Source organism: Labrys monachus, from assembly GCF_030814655.1.
GTDB classification, from domain to species: Bacteria; Pseudomonadota; Alphaproteobacteria; order Rhizobiales; family Labraceae; genus Labrys; species Labrys monacha.
In genome coordinates this window covers 5,438,005-5,458,760 of record NZ_JAUSVK010000001.1, presented here as the reverse complement: position 1 = coordinate 5,458,760, position 20,756 = coordinate 5,438,005, and the positions used below count along the sequence as shown (strand labels likewise).

At 66.6% G+C, this 20,756-nt stretch carries 17 protein-coding genes; 7 read left to right on the top strand and 10 right to left on the bottom strand.

Going from position 1 to position 20,756, the window contains the following annotated elements; translation table 11 throughout:
- Positions 1–9: 9 nt before the first annotated feature.
- The 4 genes from J3R73_RS24980 to J3R73_RS24965 all read left to right on the top strand — a co-directional run bounded on the left by J3R73_RS24980 (position 10) and on the right by J3R73_RS24965 (position 5,495).
- Entirely contained in the window at positions 10–1,314 is a 1,305-nt protein-coding gene (locus J3R73_RS24980; protein ID WP_307433705.1) for an SAM-dependent methyltransferase, read from the top strand.
- 276 nt (positions 1,315–1,590) lie between these two features.
- Positions 1,591–2,625, top strand: coding sequence for a sugar ABC transporter substrate-binding protein (locus J3R73_RS24975; RefSeq protein WP_307433703.1), 1,035 nt, complete (start codon positions 1,591–1,593; stop codon positions 2,623–2,625).
- Between the two features lie 77 nt (positions 2,626–2,702).
- A complete protein-coding gene (locus tag J3R73_RS24970; protein WP_307433702.1) occupies positions 2,703–4,223 on the top strand; it encodes a sugar ABC transporter ATP-binding protein in 1,521 nt (506 codons plus the stop codon).
- 231 nt (positions 4,224–4,454) lie between these two features.
- The gene (locus J3R73_RS24965) at positions 4,455–5,495 is read left to right on the top strand and encodes an ABC transporter permease (RefSeq protein ID WP_307433700.1); all 1,041 of its coding nucleotides are present in this window, start codon (positions 4,455–4,457) and stop codon (positions 5,493–5,495) included.
- 335 nt (positions 5,496–5,830) lie between these two features.
- On the opposite strand, the gene leuA is transcribed toward J3R73_RS24965, so the two are convergent.
- Positions 5,831–7,543: a 2-isopropylmalate synthase gene (leuA, locus tag J3R73_RS24960; protein ID WP_307433698.1), complete on the bottom strand. Its 1,713-nt coding sequence runs from the start codon at positions 7,541–7,543 to the stop codon at positions 5,831–5,833.
- 412 nt (positions 7,544–7,955) lie between these two features.
- Here leuA and J3R73_RS24955 point away from each other — a divergent pair, with 412 nt between their 5' ends.
- Positions 7,956–8,228: a hypothetical protein gene (locus J3R73_RS24955; RefSeq protein WP_307433696.1), complete on the top strand. Its 273-nt coding sequence runs from the start codon at positions 7,956–7,958 to the stop codon at positions 8,226–8,228.
- A gap of 40 nt (positions 8,229–8,268) precedes the next feature.
- Here the strand turns inward: J3R73_RS24955 and J3R73_RS24950 are convergent, their stop codons facing one another.
- From J3R73_RS24950 to pdxY, 3 genes are all read right to left on the bottom strand, one after another.
- Complete coding sequence (locus J3R73_RS24950; protein ID WP_307433694.1) at positions 8,269–8,979, bottom strand: NUDIX hydrolase; 711 nt, start codon at positions 8,977–8,979, stop codon at positions 8,269–8,271.
- Positions 8,972–9,874 carry a PhzF family phenazine biosynthesis protein gene (locus tag J3R73_RS24945; protein WP_307433692.1) on the bottom strand — a complete coding sequence of 301 codons (903 nt, stop codon included), beginning with the start codon at positions 9,872–9,874 and terminating at the stop codon, positions 8,972–8,974. Before J3R73_RS24945 ends, J3R73_RS24950 begins: the two co-directional genes overlap by 8 nt.
- 128 nt (positions 9,875–10,002) lie before the next feature.
- Positions 10,003–10,851, bottom strand: coding sequence for a pyridoxal kinase PdxY (gene pdxY / locus J3R73_RS24940; RefSeq protein ID WP_307433691.1), 849 nt, complete (start codon positions 10,849–10,851; stop codon positions 10,003–10,005).
- 254 nt (positions 10,852–11,105) lie between these two features.
- Between pdxY and J3R73_RS24935 the strand changes: the two genes are divergently transcribed.
- A complete protein-coding gene (locus J3R73_RS24935) occupies positions 11,106–12,116 on the top strand; it encodes a S1C family serine protease (protein ID WP_307433688.1) in 1,011 nt (336 codons plus the stop codon).
- 10 nt (positions 12,117–12,126) lie between these two features.
- On the opposite strand, the gene iolB is transcribed toward J3R73_RS24935, so the two are convergent.
- The 4 genes from iolB to J3R73_RS24915 all read right to left on the bottom strand — a co-directional run bounded on the left by iolB (position 12,127) and on the right by J3R73_RS24915 (position 17,861).
- Positions 12,127–12,921: a 5-deoxy-glucuronate isomerase gene (iolB, locus tag J3R73_RS24930; protein WP_307433685.1), complete on the bottom strand. Its 795-nt coding sequence runs from the start codon at positions 12,919–12,921 to the stop codon at positions 12,127–12,129.
- 92 nt (positions 12,922–13,013) lie between these two features.
- Positions 13,014–13,898 carry a myo-inosose-2 dehydratase gene (gene iolE / locus J3R73_RS24925; RefSeq protein WP_307433683.1) on the bottom strand — a complete coding sequence of 295 codons (885 nt, stop codon included), beginning with the start codon at positions 13,896–13,898 and terminating at the stop codon, positions 13,014–13,016.
- Between the two features lie 54 nt (positions 13,899–13,952).
- On the bottom strand, positions 13,953–15,779 hold the full coding sequence (gene iolD / locus J3R73_RS24920) for a 3D-(3,5/4)-trihydroxycyclohexane-1,2-dione acylhydrolase (decyclizing) (RefSeq protein WP_307437666.1): 1,827 nt from the start codon (positions 15,777–15,779) through the stop codon (positions 13,953–13,955).
- Between the two features lie 123 nt (positions 15,780–15,902).
- A complete protein-coding gene (locus J3R73_RS24915) occupies positions 15,903–17,861 on the bottom strand; it encodes a bifunctional 5-dehydro-2-deoxygluconokinase/5-dehydro-2-deoxyphosphogluconate aldolase (protein ID WP_307433681.1) in 1,959 nt (652 codons plus the stop codon).
- 386 nt (positions 17,862–18,247) lie between these two features.
- Between J3R73_RS24915 and iolG the strand changes: the two genes are divergently transcribed.
- Positions 18,248–19,234: an inositol 2-dehydrogenase gene (gene iolG, locus J3R73_RS24910; protein ID WP_307433679.1), complete on the top strand. Its 987-nt coding sequence runs from the start codon at positions 18,248–18,250 to the stop codon at positions 19,232–19,234.
- Between the two features lie 163 nt (positions 19,235–19,397).
- Here the strand turns inward: iolG and J3R73_RS24905 are convergent, their stop codons facing one another.
- A complete protein-coding gene (locus J3R73_RS24905; RefSeq protein WP_307433677.1) occupies positions 19,398–20,225 on the bottom strand; it encodes a MurR/RpiR family transcriptional regulator in 828 nt (275 codons plus the stop codon).
- A gap of 229 nt (positions 20,226–20,454) precedes the next feature.
- Complete coding sequence (locus J3R73_RS24900; RefSeq protein WP_307433675.1) at positions 20,455–20,592, bottom strand: hypothetical protein; 138 nt, start codon at positions 20,590–20,592, stop codon at positions 20,455–20,457.
- Positions 20,593–20,756: the final 164 nt, after the last annotated feature.

Below are 20,756 nucleotides of genomic sequence, written 5' to 3'. Positions count from 1 at the left end.
GGAGGCAGCGTGGACAGACATCTCAAGGCCGCCAGGCGGCTCATCGCTCACCTCGGTGACCAATTGCAGGCCGATTTCGCCGTCGAATTATGGGACGGCGAGGTGCTGCCGCTCGGTGCGAAGGCGCGGACGGATCTGCGCCTCAAGATCGCCGACGCCGATGCGCTGACCCGCCTCGTGCGGCGCCCGCGCTTCGACCGGCTGGTCGAACTCCTCGCCGATGGCAGTCTGACGATCGAGGGCGGCACGCTGCTCGACGTCGCGGAGCGGCGCGGCAGCATGAACACCAAGGGATTGTTCAAGCGGCTGAGCAAGCTGCAGCTCGCCCGTGGGCTGCTGCCCTTCCTGATGCGCCGGCTGCCGAAGAAGGAGGTCAAGAGCCACGCCTTCGAGGGGGCTGTGGCCGACAAAGTGGAAGCCGGTCGCGACGACAAGCCTCTCGTGCAGTTCCACTACGATCTCTCCAACGATTTCTACCGCCTTTTCCTCGGGCCGACCATGGCCTACACCTGCGCCTACTGGCCGACGCCGGAGACCACGCTCGACGAGGCGCAGACCGCCAAGTTCGAGATGATCTGCCGCAAGCTGCGGCTGCAGCCGGGAGAGCGCTTCCTCGATATCGGCTGCGGCTGGGCCGGTCTCGTCTGCCACGCGGCGAAGCACTACGGCGTCAAGGCCCATGGCGTGACGCTGGCCCAGGAGCAGTTCGATTTCGCCCAGGCGCGGATCGCCGCGCTCGGCCTGCAGGATCTCGTGACGGTCGAGCTGAAGGATTATCGTGACCTGACCGGCACGTTCGACAAGATCGCTTCCATCGGCATGTTCGAGCATGTCGGCATCGACAATCATGATGCCTATTTCACCAAGATGCACGGCCTGCTGCGGCCGCGCGGGCTGTATCTGCACCACGCCATCGCGCGCCCGGCCAAGCGCGACATGAAGAGTTTCCGCCGCAAGAGGCCGGAATATGATGCTTTGACGCGTTATATCTTCCCGGGCGGCGAACTCGACAGCGTCGGCATGTCGGTCAACGGCCTGGAGAAGCACGCCTTCGAAGTGCATGACGTCGAGGGCTGGCGCGAGCATTATGCCCGCACGACGCGGGCGTGGACCGAGAACCTCTATGCCGCCCGCCAGGTGGCGGCGGCCGAAGTGGGCGAGGCCAAGACGCGGATCTGGCTTCTCTATCTCGCCGGCTGCTCGCTGGCCTTCGAGCGCTCGGCCGTCGGCATCTTCCAGACGCTGGCCTCCAGGAAGGCCAAGGGGCCTTCGGGCCTGCCGCCAACGCGCGAGGATCTCTATCGGCAGCCGTGAAGCGGAGAGAGCGGATCGCCTCGGGATAGGGCAATGTCGAACGAGACGGCTCAGGGGCTGCCCTGAGGCCGGCCTGGCGTGCGGGCATCGGTTTCCGGGGGGTGCATGCCGCCGCCGTGAATACATTTCCGGGCATAATTAAATCATGGGTTGTCAATTGTCGGAACAAACATAAGATACCGACAGCGCAACCGGATTCTGCCGTTCAGCGTGAGGTTCGCAAAGAGCCGCGTCGATGGACCCCCATCGAAAGCAAAAGTCGCTATGGAGGAAATGATGACCAAGGACTCGACGCCGCGTTCCCGGCGTGACTTCATCCGTACCGCCTCGATGTCGGCGGGTGCCGCCGCCGCCATGTTCGGCGGCTTCGGCATCAGCCCGACGCTCGCCGCCGAGATGGCGGCCGCAGCCGGCCGGTCCGACAAGCCGCTGAAGGCGGCCTTCTCCAATGCCGGCCTCCAGGCCACCTGGTGCGCCCAGGGCAAGCAGGCCGCCGAATATTGGGGTAAGCTCTTCAATGTCGAAGTGACCTGGTTCGACGGGCAGCTCGATGCCGTCAAGCAGCGCGCCGCCATCGACAACATGGCGTCCCAGAAGTGGGATTTCGTCGCTATCCAGGCTTTCGGCATCGGCACGCTGACCCAGCCTGTCCAGAAGATGATCGACGCCGGCGTTCCCGTCATCGACATGGACACGCTGATCGCGCCGCTGGAGCAGATCAATATCCATTCCCTCCTGGCGCCCAACAACGAATTCATGGGTTCCGCCGTCACCCAGGCCCTGTGCACCGCCATCAAGGGCAAGGGCAAGATCATCATGACCCAGGGCGCCCTCGGCCATACCGGTGCCCAGGGGCGGGCGAGGGGCTTCCAGTCCGTCGTCAAGCAGTTTCCGGACATCGAGGTGCTCGACACTCAGCCTGCCGATTGGGACGTGTCGAAGGCCGCCCGCCTGTGGGAGACCTACCTCACCAAATATCCGCAGATCGACGCCGCCTTCTTCCACAATGACGACATGGCGCTCGCCGCCTACAACATCATGAAGGCGCATAATCGTACCAACATCCTCATCGGCGGCGTCGATGCGATGCCTCCGGCGATCTCCGCGGTGGCCGACGGGCGCATGTACGCGACGGTGCGCAATCCCTCCTGCCGCATCCATGGCGGCGCGATCATCGCCGGCGTGGCGGCGGTCGTGTCGGGCGAGAAGACGGGCGAGGGTATTCCCAAGAGCGTCGTGGTCGACGGCCCCGTCGTCACCAAGGACAATGCCCCGGGCATGCTGTGGATGGAAAACCACTTCCTGATCTGACCGGAAGGTCGGCCTGCAAGACCACCGGGTGCCGCAGTGCGGCGCCCGGCTTCCGTTCCCGCAGTTGGTGAGGCGCGATGACGCTCGACGACAAGCAAGAGGGTGGCGCTCCGCCGCGCCTGCAGATGACCGGCATCGCCAAGTCGTTCGGGGGCGTGACCGCCTTGCGAGGCGTCGATTTCACGCTGCGGGCCGGCGAGATCCATGGCCTCGTCGGGGAGAACGGCGCCGGCAAATCGACGATGATGAAGATCATCGCCGGGGTCCATACCGAATATCAGGGCAGCCTGCAGATCGACGGGAAGGAAGTGCATTTCCGCTCGGCGCATGATTCGCTCGCCGCCGGCATCAGCATGGTGCACCAGGAACTCAGCATCGTGCCGGACCTCACGGTCGCGGAGAATGTCTATCTCGGCAAGCAGCCGGTGACCGCCATCGGCACGATCGACTGGTCGGCGATGATCAGGGGCGCCCGCGAGCAGTTGAAGAGCCTCGGCATCGACGTCGATCCGCGCACCCGCATCGGCTCGCTACCGATCGGATTGCAGCAATTGATCGAACTCGCCCGCGTGCTGTTCTCCGGCGCGCGCATCATCATTCTGGACGAGCCGACCTCGGCGCTCTCGCCGCCCGAGGTGCAGAGGCTGTTCGAGGTGCTTCGCCGCGTGCGCAAGGACGGCCGCAGCATCGTCTTCATCTCTCATTTCCTCGACGACATCCTCAACATCTCCGATACGGTCACGGTCTTCCGCAACGGACGGCATGTGATCACCCATTCGACCGAGGGCATCGACAAGAACTGGGTGATCGAGCACATGATCGGCCGGGGCCACGAGGGGCTGGAGGAGAGCTATTCCGGCTCGATCGCACTGTCGCCGAAGGTCGAGGGCACGCCCGTGCTCCAGACGCAGGGCCTGTCGTTCGGCCGCGCCTACAGCGACGTGTCCCTCGAGGTCCATGCCGGCGAGATCCTCGGCGTCTACGGCTTCATGGGCTGCGGGCAGCTCGAACTCGCCCGCACGCTGTTCGGCAAGCTCAGGCCTGCTGCCGGATCGATCATGCTCGCCGGGCGGAACCATGTCCTGCACAACACCTCGCAGGCGCGGCAGGCCGGCATCGCCTTCGTGCCCGAGAGCCGCCGCTCGATGCTTTTCCATCACCAGCCGGTCTACAAGAACATCTCGATCAGCATCCTGGAAAAGATCTCACGCCTCTGGCTGAAGCCCGCCGCCGAGCGCGCCACGGCGAGGGGACATGTCGAATCCCTCCACATCCGGCCGCCGCTGGTGAACGTGCCGCTCGGGTCGCTGTCGGGCGGCAACCAGCAGAAGGTCGCCTTGGCGAAGTGGCTGACCTACATGCCGAAGGTGCTCATCCTCAGCGAGCCGACGCGCGGCATGGATGTGGGTGCCAAGGATGACGTGGTGAAGATCGTCCGCGACCTGCGCGACAAGGGCCTGGCCGTCATCGTCGTCTCGGCCGAGCCCGAGACCGTGCTGTCCCTCGCCGATCGCGTCGTGGTGATGAAGAAGGGCAGGATCGTCAGGGAGTTCGTCAACGAGACGATATCGAAGGACAAACTCCTGGAAGCCGCCTGAAGGCCTTGCTCTAACCTATTGGCTCAACGCATTTTCTCAGTCGAAAGTCCGTCGGCTTTTCTGGAAGATGCTCTCGCATTCGGCGCGCCGCCGCGGTTGGCATCGCGCCGGGACAGGAACGGGAACGTGGTCACCGGCGATCGGAATCACGCTCCGCGATCATAACGACAAGAACAAAGACTTGGAGCGCTATCCGCCAGGGGCGTCCCGCTCCGCACAGGGAGTTACGATATGAGCGTGCCGGTTCAGGACGGACAACGCAGTGCCGTTCGGCAGGGGTTGGGTGCCCTGTTGCGCAACCAGATGCGCAACATAGCTCCCTTCGTCACGCTGCTGCTGCTGCTCGGCTTCTTTTCGGCGGCGAGCCCGTCCTTCGTGACGATGGACAACGTCGCCAACATCCTCGTCCAGATTTCGGTGACCGGCATCATCGCGGTCGGCCTCACCTTCGTGATCCTCTGCGGCGAGATCGACCTGTCGGTCGCCTCGGTGGCGAACGTCACCGGCGTCGCCCTCGCCTTCTTCACGGCGCAGGAATCCTATGTGAACATCGCCAACACGGCCTTCATCATGCCGGGCGCCATCGCCATCCTCCTGGCTCTGGCGGTGTGCACGCTGCTCGGCCTGATCAACGCCTTCGGCCTGACCAAGATCGGCATCCCCTCCTTCATCATGACGCTGGCGATGATGCAGATCGCGGACGGCATCTGCGCCATGCTGCTGCGGGGACAGATCGCCTATGCGGTGCCGCCGCTCGTCACCACGATCGGCGCCAACAGCATCGGCAGCGTGCCCTGGCTGGTGATCCTGCTCGGCGCCTTCCTGCTGGTCGGCCATGTCGTGCTGACCTATACGCGCTTCGGGCGCTATATCTACATGGTCGGCGGCAACCGTGAGGCGGCCGAATATTCCGGCATCAACATCAAGATGATCCTCGCGGCGGTGATGGTGATCTGTGCGGTCTGCTCGGGCGTCGCCGGCATGGTCGGCGTCGCCCATTTCGGCAGCGCGCAGCAGAACGAGTTCACCGGCTATCTTCTCGACGCCATCGCGGCGGTCGTGGTCGGCGGCACGAGCCTGTTCGGCGGACGCGGCAGCATCGGCAACACGATCGTCGGCCTGTGCGTGCTCGGCGTCCTCAACAACGGCCTCGATCACGTCGAGATCGACAGCTTCCTGAAGATCCTGATCCGCGGCATCATCCTGCTCGTCGCCCTGATCATCAACGTCTACGCCCAGCGCCTGAAGGACGAGACCGCCACCGCCGGTTGAGGGACCGGCCGGCGCCGCGGCTGCGACGAGAGGAAGAGGCAATTTTGTCCATACCCGGGCTCTCGTCCCGGGTATCCGGCCTTCGTGCAGGCGGCCCGGCAAGGTAAATCCTGGACCGTTACAGGCCAAAGGCGCCCCGACTCAGCGCATGGGGCGCGGCCCCTCACCTCTATCCTCTCCCCGCATGCGGGCAGAGGGGACTTCGCCGTCGCGATGGACCTGGAAAACCCGCATCTCGGCGTACCCTCGAAGGCGAGCCGCCGGCCATTTCCTTCTCCCCGCATGCGGGGAGAAGGGCAGGGGCAGCGCAACCGGTCCGAAGGCTGGCACGCGGCTCAGCCCCGGCGCTTGATGATCCGGTTGATGCCCGAGAGAACCGCCTTCAGCGAGGACACCACGATATCCTTGTCGATGCCGACGCCGAACAGGGTCGAGCCGTCGGCGAGCCGCAATTCCACATAGGAGATGGCGGCGGCGTTGGCGCCCGAGCCGATGGCGTGTTCGCGGTAATTGGCGACGTCGAAATCGAGGCCGCTTTCACGCCGCATCGCATCGACGAAGCTGTCGATCGGCCCGTTGCCCTGGCCTTGCACGACCTTCTCGGCGCCCTGGTCGCGGATATGGGCGGTCAAGGCGCGTTCCTCGCCGCCGCCGTCGCTCATCGTCTGATGCGACACGAAGCTGTAGCGGCCATTGTCGAGATATTCGCCGGTGAAGGCCTGCCAGAGCCGGTCCGCCCCGAGTTCGACGCCTTCGCCGTCGGCGATGCCCTGGACGAGCTTGGAAAACTCCACCTGCAGCAGGCGGGGCAGTTCGATGCCGTGCTCCTTCTCGAGGATGAAGGCGATACCGCCCTTGCCCGACTGCGAGTTGATGCGGATGACCGCCTCATAGGACCGGCCGAGATCCTTCGGATCGATCGGCAGATAGGGGACCTCCCACACCGGCGATGTCGCCGTTTCCATCGCCTTGAAGCCCTTGTTGATGGCGTCCTGGTGCGATCCGGAAAAGGCGGTGAAGACCAGTTCGCCCGCATAGGGGTGGCGCGGATGGATCGGCAGCTGGTTGCAATATTCCGCCACCCGGACGAGCGCGTTGACGTCGGAAATGTCGATCTTCGGGTCGATGCCGGACATCATGAGATTGCCGGCCAGGGTCACCAGGTCGACATTGCCGGTGCGCTCGCCATTGCCGAACAGCGTGCCCTCCACCCGGTCCGCGCCGGCCATCAACGCCAGTTCGGTGGCGGCGACGCCGGTGCCGCGGTCATTGTGCGGATGCACGGAGATGATGACGCTGTCGCGATCCTTGACGTTGCGCGACATCCATTCGATCTGGTCGGCATAGACGTTGGGGGTCGCCATCTCGACGGTGAGCGGCAGGTTCAGGATGAACTTGTTGTCGGGCGTCGGCCGATAGACGTCCATCACCGCCTCGCAGATCTCCTTGGAGAAATCGAGCTCGGTGCCCATGAAGCTCTCGGGCGAATATTGGTGCCGGATCGACTTTTCCATGCCGAGCTCACGTGTGAGCTGCATGATCAGTTCCGCGCCCTTGACGGCGATGTCGCGAATGCCGGCGCGGTCCTGCCGGAAGACGATGCGGCGCTGCAATTCGGAAGTGGAATTGTAGAGGTGGACGATGGCGTTCTTCACGCCCTTCAGGCTCTCGAAGGTGCGGCGGATCAACTCCTCGCGCGCCTGGGTGAGGACCTGGACGGCGACGCCGTCGGGGATGCGGCCGCTGTCGATCAGGAAGCGGACGAAGTCGAAGTCGGTCTGGGAGGCCGAGGGGAAGCCGACCTCGATCTCCTTGAAGCCCATGCCGACCAGCGTGTCCCACATGCGCAGCTTGCGCTCATGGCCCATCGGCTCGATCAGCGATTGGTTGCCGTCGCGCAGGTCGACCGCGCACCAGATCGGCGCATGGGTGATGGTGTTCGAGGGCCAGCGCCTGTCCGGCAGATCGATCGGCGGCCAGGGTTTGTATTTGGCGGCGATGTCGAAGGACGGGGCAGCGAACTGCGTGGCTTTGCCAGCATAAGTCATGATGAAATCTCGTCAGCCGAAGGGAAGGAGCGGCGAATGTGTCTGCCGCGGCTCGTCCAGACCCCTGAGCGCCCAGGCTGATGCCCGGCCGGCCCTCAGGGGCGGCTAAGGAGGAGGTTGCCGGAGAGGAGGGCAAGCGCCAACGCCGGCGCCAGATGCGCGAGCGTTCCAGAATTGGCGGCGGATGTCGCCACGGGCGATCCTCGTCTTGCCGTGGCCGGTGCCACGCGGATGACGCGCTTGTAACCCGATAGCAAGGCCCGGGCAAGGGGCGAGTCGCGGTGCGGAAAGGAATCGACGAAGGCTTCCGCTGCGGCACGATTTGCCGCCGTTCTCACACGGAAATGCTTTGTTTCATCGCCGAGAATCGTCTTCTCTTCGCGGGGAGCCAAACGACCGCCGGGATATTGCGATGCGTTTTCTGATTTGTGCCGTTCTGGTGGCGGCCGCCGCCACGCCTGCCGCCGCCGCGCCCTGCTCGACGCGCATCGCCTTCGTGCACCGCGTCATCGACAAGGACGTCAAGATCGGCTTCGTCGACAAGAAGGTCCACGACGCAATGACCGCCGATCTCGACCAGGCGACCAAGGCCTGCGATGCCGGCGACGACGCCACGGCGCAGAAGCTGATTTCCTCGACGCAGGCGCGGCACGGCTACCCCGTTCGCGGCCAGCCGGAGGAATGACGCCGCAACGGCCTCCTCGCCGGACGGGAAGGCCGGCCGGCTACCCGGCCAGCCGGTGTTCGAGATAGGCGCATTGGAAGGCCGGCATCCGTTCGGCGAGAATATCGGCACGCCGCGACACGACATGCATGCGGCTGAGTTCGGGCTTCGGATCGCCGGCCAGGAAGCCTTCGATCCGCCGCTTCAGCTCGGCGGCTCCCAGAGGGGAATGCACGTTGCGGATGAGGGCGATGCGCGAGCCGTGAAAGACGGCGGTCCATCCGGGACCGACCGTCACCTCGGCGGCCGATAGCCCGGTTTCCTCCGCCATTTCGCGCATCACGCTGGCGGCGAGGTCCACCGTGTCGCCGGCGAGGTCGGACGGGTCGGGCGTTCCCGCGGCGAAATAGATCGCGCCCGCATTGCTGGTATGGTCGGCCATCTCGCCGAGCAGGAAGGCGCCGTCGGCCGATTGCAGCGCCGCCATCGAGAAGCAGTTCCATTTCGCCCGGTCCGGAAAGCCGAAATCGCGCCAGGCCAGGAAGCTCGCATAGTCCGTCATCAGATAGGCCCCCACGAACAGCCCGCCGACGATTTCCCAACGGTGCATGAGCAGGACCTTGCCGTTGAAGGTCTCGGGCTTGTGGGCGACCACCGCCTGCCAATGCTCGGCAATGGCTGCGCGATTGTCCTGCGCGAAGGCCCACGGCACCGGCTCGAAGCGGCAATCGATCGCCTCGATCTCGACGATACGGGGTGCCGTCTCAGACATTCAGGGTTCCCTCGCTGACGATGACGGCATTGCCGCCGATCGAGGCCGCCGCCAGGCGCATGCCTTCGGTGGTCATGTTCAGGTCGATCAGCGAGGGCCGGCCCATCTCGAAGCCCTGCTCGATGCGGAAATGATGGACGCCGTCGGCGAGATCGTCGAAACGGGCGATCACGCCCGACAACGAGGCCGCGGCCGAGCCGGTGGCCGGATCCTCGGGAATGCCGTCGCCCGGCGAGAACATGCGGGCGTGGAAGGTCGAGGTCGGCTGCGCGGTCTGGCGCGTATAGACATAGGCGGCGCCGAGCCCATCCTGCCCGAAGGCGTCCTGCCACAACGCCGTGTTGATGCGGATACGGGCAGCGGCTTCGAGGCTTCGCAGCGGCACGAAGGTGAAGGGGGAGCCGGTGCCGAAAAGGGTCGGCTTGTGGTTCTCGAAACCGATATCGTCCGCTGCGAGGCCGAGGGCCCCGGCGATCAGGGCGATGTCGGCCGGCGTGCCCCGCTCCGTCGGCAGCACCGGCACTTCGAAGCGGGCATAGGGTGCGCCCCCGGCGAGGGATACCGCGCAGGGCACCACACCGATCTGCTCCTCCAGGCCGAACAAATAGTCGCCCGGCTGGTGGTCATGGTCGAGGCTGGCGAGCAGCACGGCGGTACCGACCGTCGGGTGGCCCGCGAACGGCAATTCGAGCCCCGGCGTGAAGATGCGGATCCTCGCGCGATGGCGCGCTTCTTCGGGGGGCAGGACGAAGACGGTTTCCGACAGGTTGAACTCGCGTGCGATCTTCTGCATCGCATCCCCGTCGAGGCCTCCGGCGTCGAGGACGACGGCGAGCGGATTGCCGGCCAGCGGCCGGTCGGCAAAGACGTCGAGCGTGAAGAAGCGGCGGGACATGCTGGCATCCTGTGTCGATGAAAGGGGTGTGCGGGGCGGGAAGGCCGAACCGCCGGGTCCGGCGTTCCTCGCCGCCAGGTCGGTATCGGATCTACGGCTTTCGAGCTTGCGTTGAGGTCATCCCGTCTTCAGATCTTCTCGGCGGCAAAGCGCCGGCTGGGCGTGACGAATTCGTCCTGCGCGGCGACGGTGAGAATTTCCCGGGACCCGGCCTCCTCGGTGCGCTTGAGCAGGCCGTAGATCGAGGCGCTGGCGAGTTCGAGCGCCTGCGCGGCCGATCCGGAGCGCTTCCAGTGCAGGTTGAACAGGGCGGCGATGGCGTCGCCGGCCCCGTTGATGGAAAGGCCGAGCCGCGGCGTGCGCACCCGATAGGTTCCGCTGGCATCGGAGGCGACGAGATCCACCGCGTCGGCGGGTGTCTCCTGCGTGTCCAGGGAGGTCACGAGGATGACCTTGGGGCCGACGCGGTGGATCGCCGCGATCGCCGCCTTGGCGGTCTCGAGCGTGGTGACTTCCCGCCCGGCGAGATATTCGAGTTCGAACTGGTTCGGCGTGATCACGTCGGCGGCCGGCACCGCCTTGTCGCGCATGAATTCAGGAATGCCGGGACGCACGAAGATCCCGCGCCCGACATCGCCGATCACCGGATCGCAGCAATAGGTGGCGTGGGGATTGGCGGCGCGTACCTTGTCGACCGCGGCCATGATGGCGTTGCCGATGTCGGAGGAGCCCATATAGCCCGAGATCACCCCGTCGCACTGGCCGAGCACGCCGCGTTCTGCGATGCCGTCCACCAGTTCCTCGACCATGGTGCCGTCATAGACGCGGCCCTTCCACGCGCCATAGCCGGTGTGATTGGAGAATTGCACGGTGTGGATGGCCCACACCTCGCATCCCAGGCGTTGCATCGGGAAGACCGCGGAGGCGTTGCCGACATGGCCGTAGGCGACCCAGGACTGGATGGACAGGATGTTCATTGCGGCTCTTGAGCTCGGGCGAAACCAGGCCGCACAACAGACGATATTCGCATGCAGCGCAACAGGGCGGGTGCTGTTCGGCCATGATGATTTCTGATCGGAGCGATCAGGGGCGTCGATCGGAGCGGCCAGCCGGCGCGGCCCCCCTCTGGCGGCCTGTCGTCTTCCTCTTCAATAACGAAAGAACGTTCCCATATGAGGTCGACGAATAAAGGGACGTTTCTTCCCGGACTGCCTTGGACCTGGTTATTGCCATGCTGGATTTCTCACCCTCCTTCATACTGGATGACGAAGTGGCCTCGCAGGAGGTTTCTTCCGTTACGTCAATCGACGATGGACGTTTGCTCGACGCCTATTCCAACGCCGTCATGGGCGTCGCCGACGTCGTCGGTCCCGCCGTGGTGAAGCTCGATATCCGCAAGAACGGCAAGCCGGCCGGCTCGGGTTCGGGCGTGATCCTGTCGCCTGACGGTCTCGTCCTCACCAACAGCCATGTCGCGCAGGGCACGCCGCGCATCGGCATGCAGACCCAGGACGGGCGGCATTTCGATGCACGCCTGATCGGCGACGATCCGGATACCGACCTGGCGCTCGTCCATATCGAGCAGTCGGTCAACCTGCCATCGGCACGCCTCGGCAATTCGAGCCAGCTGCGGCGCGGGCAGGTCGCGGTCGCGATCGGCAACCCGCTCGGCTTCGAGGCGACGGTCACCGCCGGTGTCGTCTCCGCCCTCGGCCGCTCGCTGCGGGCCAAGAACGGCCGCCTGATCGACGATGTGATCCAGACCGACGCCGCCCTCAATCCGGGCAATTCCGGCGGGCCGCTGGTCTCCTCGCTGGGCGAGGTCATCGGCATCAACACGGCGGTGATCATGGGGGCGCAGGGCATCTGCTTCGCCGTGGCGTCCAACACGGCGAGCTTCGTGATGGGGCAACTGATCCGGCATGGACGGGTGCGCCGCGCCTCGATCGGCGTCGCCGCGCAGCCGGCGCCGATCGCCCGCCGCGTGCAGATCGCCGCCGGCATCGACCAGCCGATGGGCGTGATGATCGCGTCCGCCGAGGCCGGCGGCCCCGCCGATACGGCCGGCCTCCTGATGGGCGACGTCATCGTCGCCGTCGACGGCCGCAGGGTCGGAGGGGCGGATGCCCTGATCCGCCTGCTCGACGAGGACCGGATCGGGCGCAGCACCACCTTCGACGTGCTGCGCAACGGCAAGGCGCGCTCCTTCGACGTCACGCCGAAGGAGCGCCGCGGCTCATAATCCCCACCGCTCAGGCCTTCGTCAGCCAGGCATGGTCCGGGTCGTTGTGGAATTTCCACACCCGCTTCGGCCCGGCCATGACGTTGAGATAATAGAGGTCGTAGCCGTGGGCGGCGCCGACGGGATGATAGCCCCGGGGCACCAGAACGACGTCGCGGTCGGTGACCGTCATGGTCTCGTCGAGCGAGCGGTCGTCGGTATAGACCCGCTGCACGCCATAGCCCTGCGGCGGCGAGAAGCGGTGATAATAGGTCTCTTCGAGCAGGCTCTCGGCGGGAAGGTCGTCACGGTCGTGCTTATGGGGCGGATAGCTCGACCAATTGCCGGAGGGCGTGATCACCTCGACGACGAGCAGGCTTTCCGCCGGTTCCCATTCGGGCAGGATGTTGCGGACATGGCGGGTGTTCGAGCCCTTGCCCCGCGTCTCCTGCGCGACGCGGTCGGGACCGATCAGGCGGGCCGGCAGGGTTCCGGTGGCGGGAGAGGAGCAGATGGCGACTTCCAGCAAGGTCCGGGCCGTCACGCTGTAGCGCGATCCGGCGGGAACATAGACCGACCAGGGCGCGCCCTCGAAGACGTTGCCGCGCTCGCCGAGAACGCCGAAATCCCGGCCGCCCGCCTCGACCGATGCCCGGCCTGCCAGCAGCACGAGGCAGACTTCGCGGTCGCCGGTTTCCGCGCTCAGGGTGTCGCCGGCCTGGAGATCGCGAACCTCGAAGCCGACATGGGTCCATCCCGCCGAATGCGGCGTGACGCGATGGATGAGGCCGCCGGCCTTGCCGGGCTTGATGAGCAGCTTGGACATGAAGCCCTTCCTGGGAGCGCGGACATCCCTGTCCGCTCTTCGAAGCGTCGAGAGTGCGGAAAGAGGCGGACAGGCATGTCCGCGCTCCAGGGCTAGATCAGGCCCGTCTCGGCCAGCACCTTCCTCAGATGGGCATAGCCGATCTTGGCATAATGCAGCGGATTGGCCTTTTTCGGGTCCTGCTCCGCCTCGACCACCACCCAGCCCGAATAGCCGCCGAGCTCGCGGAAGACGGCGGCGAAATCCACCATGCCGTCGCCCGGCACCGTGTAGACACCCTCGATCACGCTGTCGAGAAAGCTCCAGTCGCCTGATTCGGAGCGCTTGCGCACCTCCGCCCGTACGTCCTTGGTGTGGACATGGCCGATGCGGTGTCTGTAGCGGCGGGCGAGGGCCGCCGGATCGGCGCCGCCCCAGGTCGCATGGCCGGTGTCGAGCAGGAGATTCACGGCCTCGCCGCTCGCAGCCATCAGGGCGTCGATATCGGCTTCGGACTGGACGATGGTGCCCATGTGGTGGTGATAGACCAGCTGCATCCCCTCGGCCCGGAGAGCCTCCGCATAGGTCGTGAGGCGCCGTCCGTACTCGGTCCATTGGTTCGAGGTCAGCACCGGCCGCTGCGACAAGGCCTTGGACCGATCGCCGTGGATGGCGTTCGACGTCTCCGCCACGATGAAGACGGGGGTGCCCATCGCCTTGAGCAGGTCGATATGGGCGCGGGCGGCGGCGAATTCGGCCGCGGCATCCCGCTCCAGCAGCTCGATCGAATGCCAGCCGCCGATGCAGGCGAGACCAAAGGGCGCCAGCGCCGCCTTCAAGGCCTCGGCCTCGCGGGGGAACTTGTTGCCGAGCTCCATGCCCTCGAAGCCGACTCCGCGGGCTTCGGCGAGGCAGGTTTCCAGCGGCGTCTCGCCGCCGAGTTCGAGCATGTCGTCGTTCGACCAGCCGATGGGGTTGGCGCCGATGCGAATGGCCATGGGTGGCTCCGGGAAGGGATGGAGGGTTGGAGAGGTCTGGAAGGAAGGGAGGCGTCAATCGCCGATGTGCTGCAGGACCTTCGCCCTGGCATAGTCGGCATGGGCGGCCTCGACCTCGGGCCGCACCGATATTTCCGGCACCGCCACGTCCCACCAGGCGCCGCCGGCATCCGTGGAGGCGAGGGGATCGGTATCGATGACGATCACCGAGGTCCGCGGCTGCCCGCGGGCGAGGGCGACGGCCTCCTGCAGGTCGGCGAGGCCTGTCACCTTCACCGCATGCGCCCCGAGGCTGCCGGCATGGGCGGCGAAGTCGATGTCGGGCAATTCCTGGTGGCGGGCATCCTTGAGCAGGTTGTTGAAGCTCTCGCCGCCGGTGGCGCGCTGCAGCCGGTTGATGCAGCCGAAGCCTCGGTTGTCGAGCACCACGACGATGAGCTTGACGCCCAGCATGATCGAGGTGGCGATTTCCGAATTGGCCATCAGATAGGACCCGTCGCCGACCATGACGACGACCTCGCGGCCCGGCTCGGCCAGCTTGACGCCGATGGCGCCGGCGATCTCGTAGCCCATGCAGGAAAAGCCGTATTCGAGGTGATAGCCGCCGGGCGCGCCGGGCTGCCAGAGCTTGTGCAGTTCGCCCGGCAGGCCGCCGGCGGCGCAGACCACGATGTCGGACGGCAGGCCTGCCCGCTGCACCGCGCCGATCACCTGCGCATCGGAGGGGTATTCGGCATTGCCGCCATCGGTATAGCGGGCGGCCGTCTGCAGCCAGGCGCTTCGTTCGGCGATCGCCCTGTCGGTCCATGCCGCCGGCGCCTTCCAGTCGCCGAGGCCGGCGGAGAGGAGTTCGAGGCCGACCCGGGCGTCGCAGACGAGTGGCAGGGCCCGATGCTTGGCGGCGTCGAAGGGCTGCGTGTTGAGGCCGATCAGGCGGTGCCCCTCGCCATTGAACAGCGCCCAGGATCCGGTGGTGAAATCCTGCAGCCGCGTGCCGACCGCCAGCACGAGGTCGGCATCGGCCGCAAGGTCGTTGGCCGCAGCGGTGCCGGTGACGCCGACGGCACCCATGCCGAGCGCGTGGTCGTGCGCCATGGCGCTCTTGCCCGCCTGGGTCTCGCCGACGGGAATGCGATGCCTGTCGGCAAAGGCCGCGAGCGAGGCCTCGGCCTGGGCGTAGAGCGTGCCGCCGCCGGTGACGATGAGCGGCTTCTTCGACGCCTTGATGGCGGCGACGGCCGCCTCGAGTTCTGATTCGTCCGGGCGGGGACGGCGGGCCTGCCAGATCCGTTCCTCGAAGAAGGAAGCGGGATAGTCATAGGCCTCGGCCTGCACGTCCTGGCACAGCGCCAGCGTCACCGGGCCGCAATCGGCGGGATCCGTCAGCACCGTCATGGCGCGGGCGAGCGCGGGAATGATCTGTTCGGGCCGGGTGATGCGGTCGAAATAGCGCGAGACCGGCCGGAAAGCATCGTTCGGCGTCAGCGTGCCGTCGCCGAAATCCTCCAATTGCTGCAGCACCGGGTCGGGCCGGCGATTGGCGAAGACGTCGCCGGGCAGCAGCAGGAGGGGAAGGCGGTTGACATGCGCCACGGCCGCCGCGGTGACCATGTTGGTCGCGCCCGGGCCGATCGAGGAGGTGCAGGCCATGAAGCGGCGGCGGCGCATGGCCTTGGCATAGGCGGTGGCGGCATGCGCCATCGACTGCTCGTTATGGGCGCGGTAGGTCGGCAGCGCCTCCCGGGCCTGATAGAGCGCCTCGCCCATGCCGGCGACGTTGCCGTGCCCGAAGATGGCGAACATGCCGGCGAAGATCGGCTGCTTCTCGCCGTCGATCACCGTTTTCTGCATCGTGAGAAAGCGCACCAGCGCCTGGGCCATTGTAAGGCGGATCCTTGCCACGACATCTCTCCCCGAGCCTTGCCCGATCGCTGCGAAAGCAGGTGAGGCGCATGCTCCAATGCATTGTTGTTGCGGGATGAATACGAAGGCCTTCGCCTCGTTTCACCCTTCTGCCGGACGCAGGATAGCGCTTGCGGCCGCCGCTTGCGACCCCAATCGCGAGGCCGCTGCGCGCTGCCACGCGGCGACGAGCCGGCCGAATGTCGCGGCCATGGCGTCGACGGCGCCATCATCGTCGAGCGCGCCGCGCAGCCAGGCGCGCGCCGGATCGTTGAAGATCGTGCGGCCGACCGCGAAGCCCTTGACCCGCGGCTCCCCGACGGCGACGGCGAAGGCGGCCTCGAGATCCTGCTCCGGCGCTTCGAGCCCGAGCAGAACGATACCGCGGCAGAGTGGATCGTTGTCGCCGATCGCCGCGCCGACCGCCCGCCAGGCCGCGGCCGTCTTCAGCGGCTCGAGCTTCCACCAATCCGGCTTGACGCCGATGGCGTAGAGGCGCTCGACGACGCTCGACACCGTGTCGTCCTCCAGCGGGCCGTGCTTGCCGGCGATGATTTCCACCAGCAGTTCGCGTCCGACGGTGCGCGCGGCGGCGTGGAGGCGCACCAGCTCGCGCTCCTGCCGGGCCTTGAGCGCCGGCGGATCGTGCGGGTGATAGAAGCACAGGCATTTGATCGTATGGCCGACGGGCCATTCGATCAGGCTGGAACCGATATCGCCGGATCCTTCGAATTCGAGCGGGCGCGAGCCCGGCACCTCGACCGGGCGGCCGATCCAGAAGGGATGGTCGGTGGCGCGGAACAGCGCCTCGCGGCCATGGGCGCCGTCGATCAGCATGCCGAAGCCCGGCCTGCCGCCGGCGACCCGGGCGGCGGCGCGGACGGCCAGCACCTTGAAGGCCGCGATCCTGTCGCGGGAGACGCCGGCCTCGTCCGCCATCGCTTCCATCTGGGACCGATGGTCGATGGCGAAGGCCATCAGGCTGTCGGGAGCGGGGCGGCGCGTCGTCGCCCAATGGATGTGGTTGAGCGCCTCGTCCCTGCGCAGCGCCCGTTCCCTGCTGCCGTGATCGAGGAAGAAGGCGAGTTCGGCGAAGGTCGGGCTTTCGGGCGAGCAGAGCAGGCGCGACACCGCGAAGGCGCCGCAGGCATTGGCATAGGTGCAGGCCGTCTCCAGCGGTTCGCCGCGGAGCCAGCCCCGCAGGAAGCCCGACAGAAAGGCGTCGCCCGCGCCGAGCACGTTGTAGACCTCGACCGGGAAGCCCGGACCCTTGATGCCGTCCTCGATGCTGTCGGGGATGGCGCCGGGGAAGACGACGCATCCCATCGGGCCGCGCTTGCACACAATGGTCGCCCCGCTGACGGCCCGGATGCGCCGGAGCGTTTCCAGCGTGTCCTCGGAGCCCCCCGCGATGTGCAGTTCCTCTTCGGTGCCGACGACGAGGTCGCAATCGGGCAGGATCGACTGGAGATGACGGGTGACGTGCTCGGCGCGGATATAGCGCTCCTCGCCGGCGCCATGGCCGGCCAGGCCCCAGAGATTGGGACGATAGTCGACGTCGAAGATGACCTTGCGGCCGTGCGCCCGCGCGATGCGGATCGCCTTGCGCTGGGCGGCGTCCGTATTGGGCGCGGCGAAATGGGTGCCGGTGACGACGATCGCCGCCGCCGAGGCGATGAAGTCCTCCCCGATGTCGCTCTCGTCGAGAGCCATGTCGGCGCAGTTGTCGCGATAGAAGATCAGCGGAAACTGCTTGTCGTCGCGCACGCCCAGGATGACCAGGGCCGTCAGCCGCGCCTCGTCGGTGTGGACGCCCGCGGTCTCCACGCCCTCGCGCTGCAGCTGCTCGCGGATGAAGCGGCCCATCGCCTCGTCGCCCACGCGCGTGATCACCGCCGATTTGAGCCCGAGGCGGGCGGTTCCGATGGCGATGTTGGTCGGGCATCCGCCGACCGCCTTGGTGAACGACGCCATGTCTTCCAGCCGGCCGCCGATCTGCTGGCCGTAGAGATCGACCGACGAGCGGCCGATGGTGATGACATCGAGAGCGGGCGGCTTCATCGTCGACCTCCAGGCAGCCCGGCCTCGCCCATCTTCGCAGGCGACCCTTCCGGCGTGGCGGAGGCCGCTCGGAGATACGGGATGCCGGCTCGTGCGGTTCCTCGCTGCGAAGCCCGGATCAGGCCCTTCGCACTTCTTCTCGGCGCACAGACCGGGAAAGCCGTGCCGATTTCAAGGCCGCCCTTTCCCTTCCGCGCCGAAAAATGAAACATATATTCTATTGAATTGTCAATATAGAACAAAAATGCCATATTTTCTTCGATATCAGCCTATTATGCTGGCGGTCGCGCTCCGGCTGTCCCGCGGCGCGAAGGACGTCCGGCCTTGCCGGACAGTCCTATCCATAGACCAGACGGCCCGGCAAAGCCGGGATCATGGGGAGAGAAATGATTCAGATCGCACTTCTCGGTGCCGGCCGCATCGGAAAGATCCATGGCCGCAACGCAGCCCGGCACCCGCGCGCCAGGCTGGTGTCGGTTTCGGACGCGCACCTGCCTTCGGCCGAGGCGCTCGCGGCCGAAACCGGGGCGGCCATACGTCCGATCGAGGAGGCGATCGCGGCGCCCGATGTCGACGCGGTCCTGATCTGCACGCCGACCACCACCCATGCCGATCTCATCGAGAAAGCGGCACGGGCGGGCAAGGCGGTGTTCTGCGAGAAGCCCGTCGACCTGTCGTCGGCGCGCATCCGGGCGTGCCTGGACGTGGTCGGCAAGACCGGCAGGCCGCTGATGATCGGTTTCAATCGGCGGTTCGATCCGAATTTCGCCGATCTGAAGCGGCGGATCGGGGAGGGGGCGATCGGTGAGATCGAGCTGCTCACCGTCATTTCGCGCGACCCGGCGCCGCCGCCGATTTCCTACATCGAGACCTCGGGAGGCCTGTTCCGCGACATGATGATCCACGACCTCGATCTCGCGCGCTTCCTGCTGGGCGAAGACCCGGTGGAAGTCCATGCGGTGGCATCGGCCCTGGTGGACCCGGCCATCGGCAGGGCGGGGGATGTCGACACCGCCGCGGTGCTCCTCAAGACGGCATCGGGACGGATCGCGCAGATCTCCAATTCGCGCCGGGCCACCTATGGCTACGACCAGCGCATCGAGGTGCACGGCTCCAAGGGCATGATCCGCGCCCATAACGTGCCGCGCACCACCGTGGAGGTGGCGACGCAGGCCGGCTTCCTCGCCGATCCCGTGCAGGACTTCTTCCTCGAACGCTATGCGGAAGCCTATCGCCTGGAAATGACCGCCTTTCTCGATGCGATCGCCGCCGGAACGATGCCGAGCCCCTCCGGAGAGGACGGCTTGAAGGCGCAGATCCTCGCCGACGCCGCAACCGAATCGGCGCAGATGGGGCAGACCGTGCGGGTATAGGACGACGGGGTTCCCCGGGAGGGCGCGACTGCCGACCGCCTTTTCCTTCCGGCCCGCTCGGCGTTTCCGAAACGGAGGATCGGCGATCACGCCTTTTCGCCGGTGAGGCGTCGCCGCGGCGGATTGCGAGCAACGGCACATATGCGCGTCCGACAGCCTCGAATCAGTCCCGCCCCTTGCGTTCGGCGGTGCCGACCGCAAGGGTCATGGCGAGAGCGAAGGTGGCGGCCAGCGAGCGGAAGGCGCCGTGGTCGGCCTCCTCCACGTCGAGGCGCACGGCGGCGAGGCGCGCGAGCGGGCTGGACGGACTGTCGGTGATGGCGACGATGGCATTGCCGCGCTGCGCAGCGATGGTGGCGAGGTCGATGGTTGCAGGCGCGTAGGGCGCATAGCTGACGGCCAGGACGACGTCCTTCGGCCCGGCCAGAGCCATCTGCTCGCGGCCGAGTTGCCCGATATGATCGAGCAGCGCGCAGCGCTGGCCGAGATTTCCGAAGGCATAGGCGAGATAGGCCGTCACCGGGAAGAGGCGGCGGGCGGCGACGAGGTGGATGATGTCTGCCCCGGCGAGAAGTTCGATCGCCGCGTCGACCAGGCTGAGGTCGATCGCGTTGCGCAGGCGTTCGACCGAGAGGACGGCGGCGTCGGCGAAGCCGTTGAGGAGCGGCCCGGAGAGGGAGCCTTCGTCGGGGCCGGCACGCAGCAGCGCAACACGCTGGCGGTAGTCGGGAAAGCGCTTCTTCAGGCGCGCCAGGAACACCTGCTGGAGATCGGAGAAGCCGGCATAGCCGAGCGTCTTGGCGAAGCGCACGAGGGTCGAAGCCTGCACGCCGGCATTCTCGGCGACGGAAGCCGCCGTTCCCAGCGCGATCTCATCGGGATGGTCCCGTGCGAATTGGGCGACCTGGCGCAGGCGTTTGGGCAATTGTTCGGCCCGTTCGGCGAGGCGCGCGGAGAATTCGGCAAAATCGCGCGTGTCGTCCTCGGTCATGGCGGCGCCCCGTTGCCGACGGGAACAGGCCCGCCCCTTCTCCCCGTCACAGCCTTGTCGCCGGAGCGAGCCGGCGGGCTCCGCGTCCGCCTCCCGAGCTTCGACAGAGCGTCAACCTGTGACGTTAGAACAAGAAAGAAGCGGGTGAAACAGGTTTTGTCGGCATCGATTCGCCGCCGAACCGGACGACGAAACACGCCGGCGTCGCGAGGCTTCCGGCAGCCGAAGGCTACAACGCCCGGCGTTGCTCGCCGCCATCCTCGTCGTCGCGCCGGCGCAGAGAGGGCCATTGCCGTTCGCCGTGACGATGGGCCTGGTGTGTGTAGAGCCGCATGATGAGCGAAGCGATGAAGCCGGTAAAAAGCATGGCGGTCGTTCCCTTGGCTGCCGGCCTCGAGCGACCGCGTCTCGTTCGGTCTCATGCCGCCAGGTGTCACGCCACCGAGCTTCACGCGAACCGAGGTGCGGTCGAACGCTTCCGGGACAGGCGCGGCGATCGCGCGCAAGCCGATTTGCTGCGCTGCAACATAC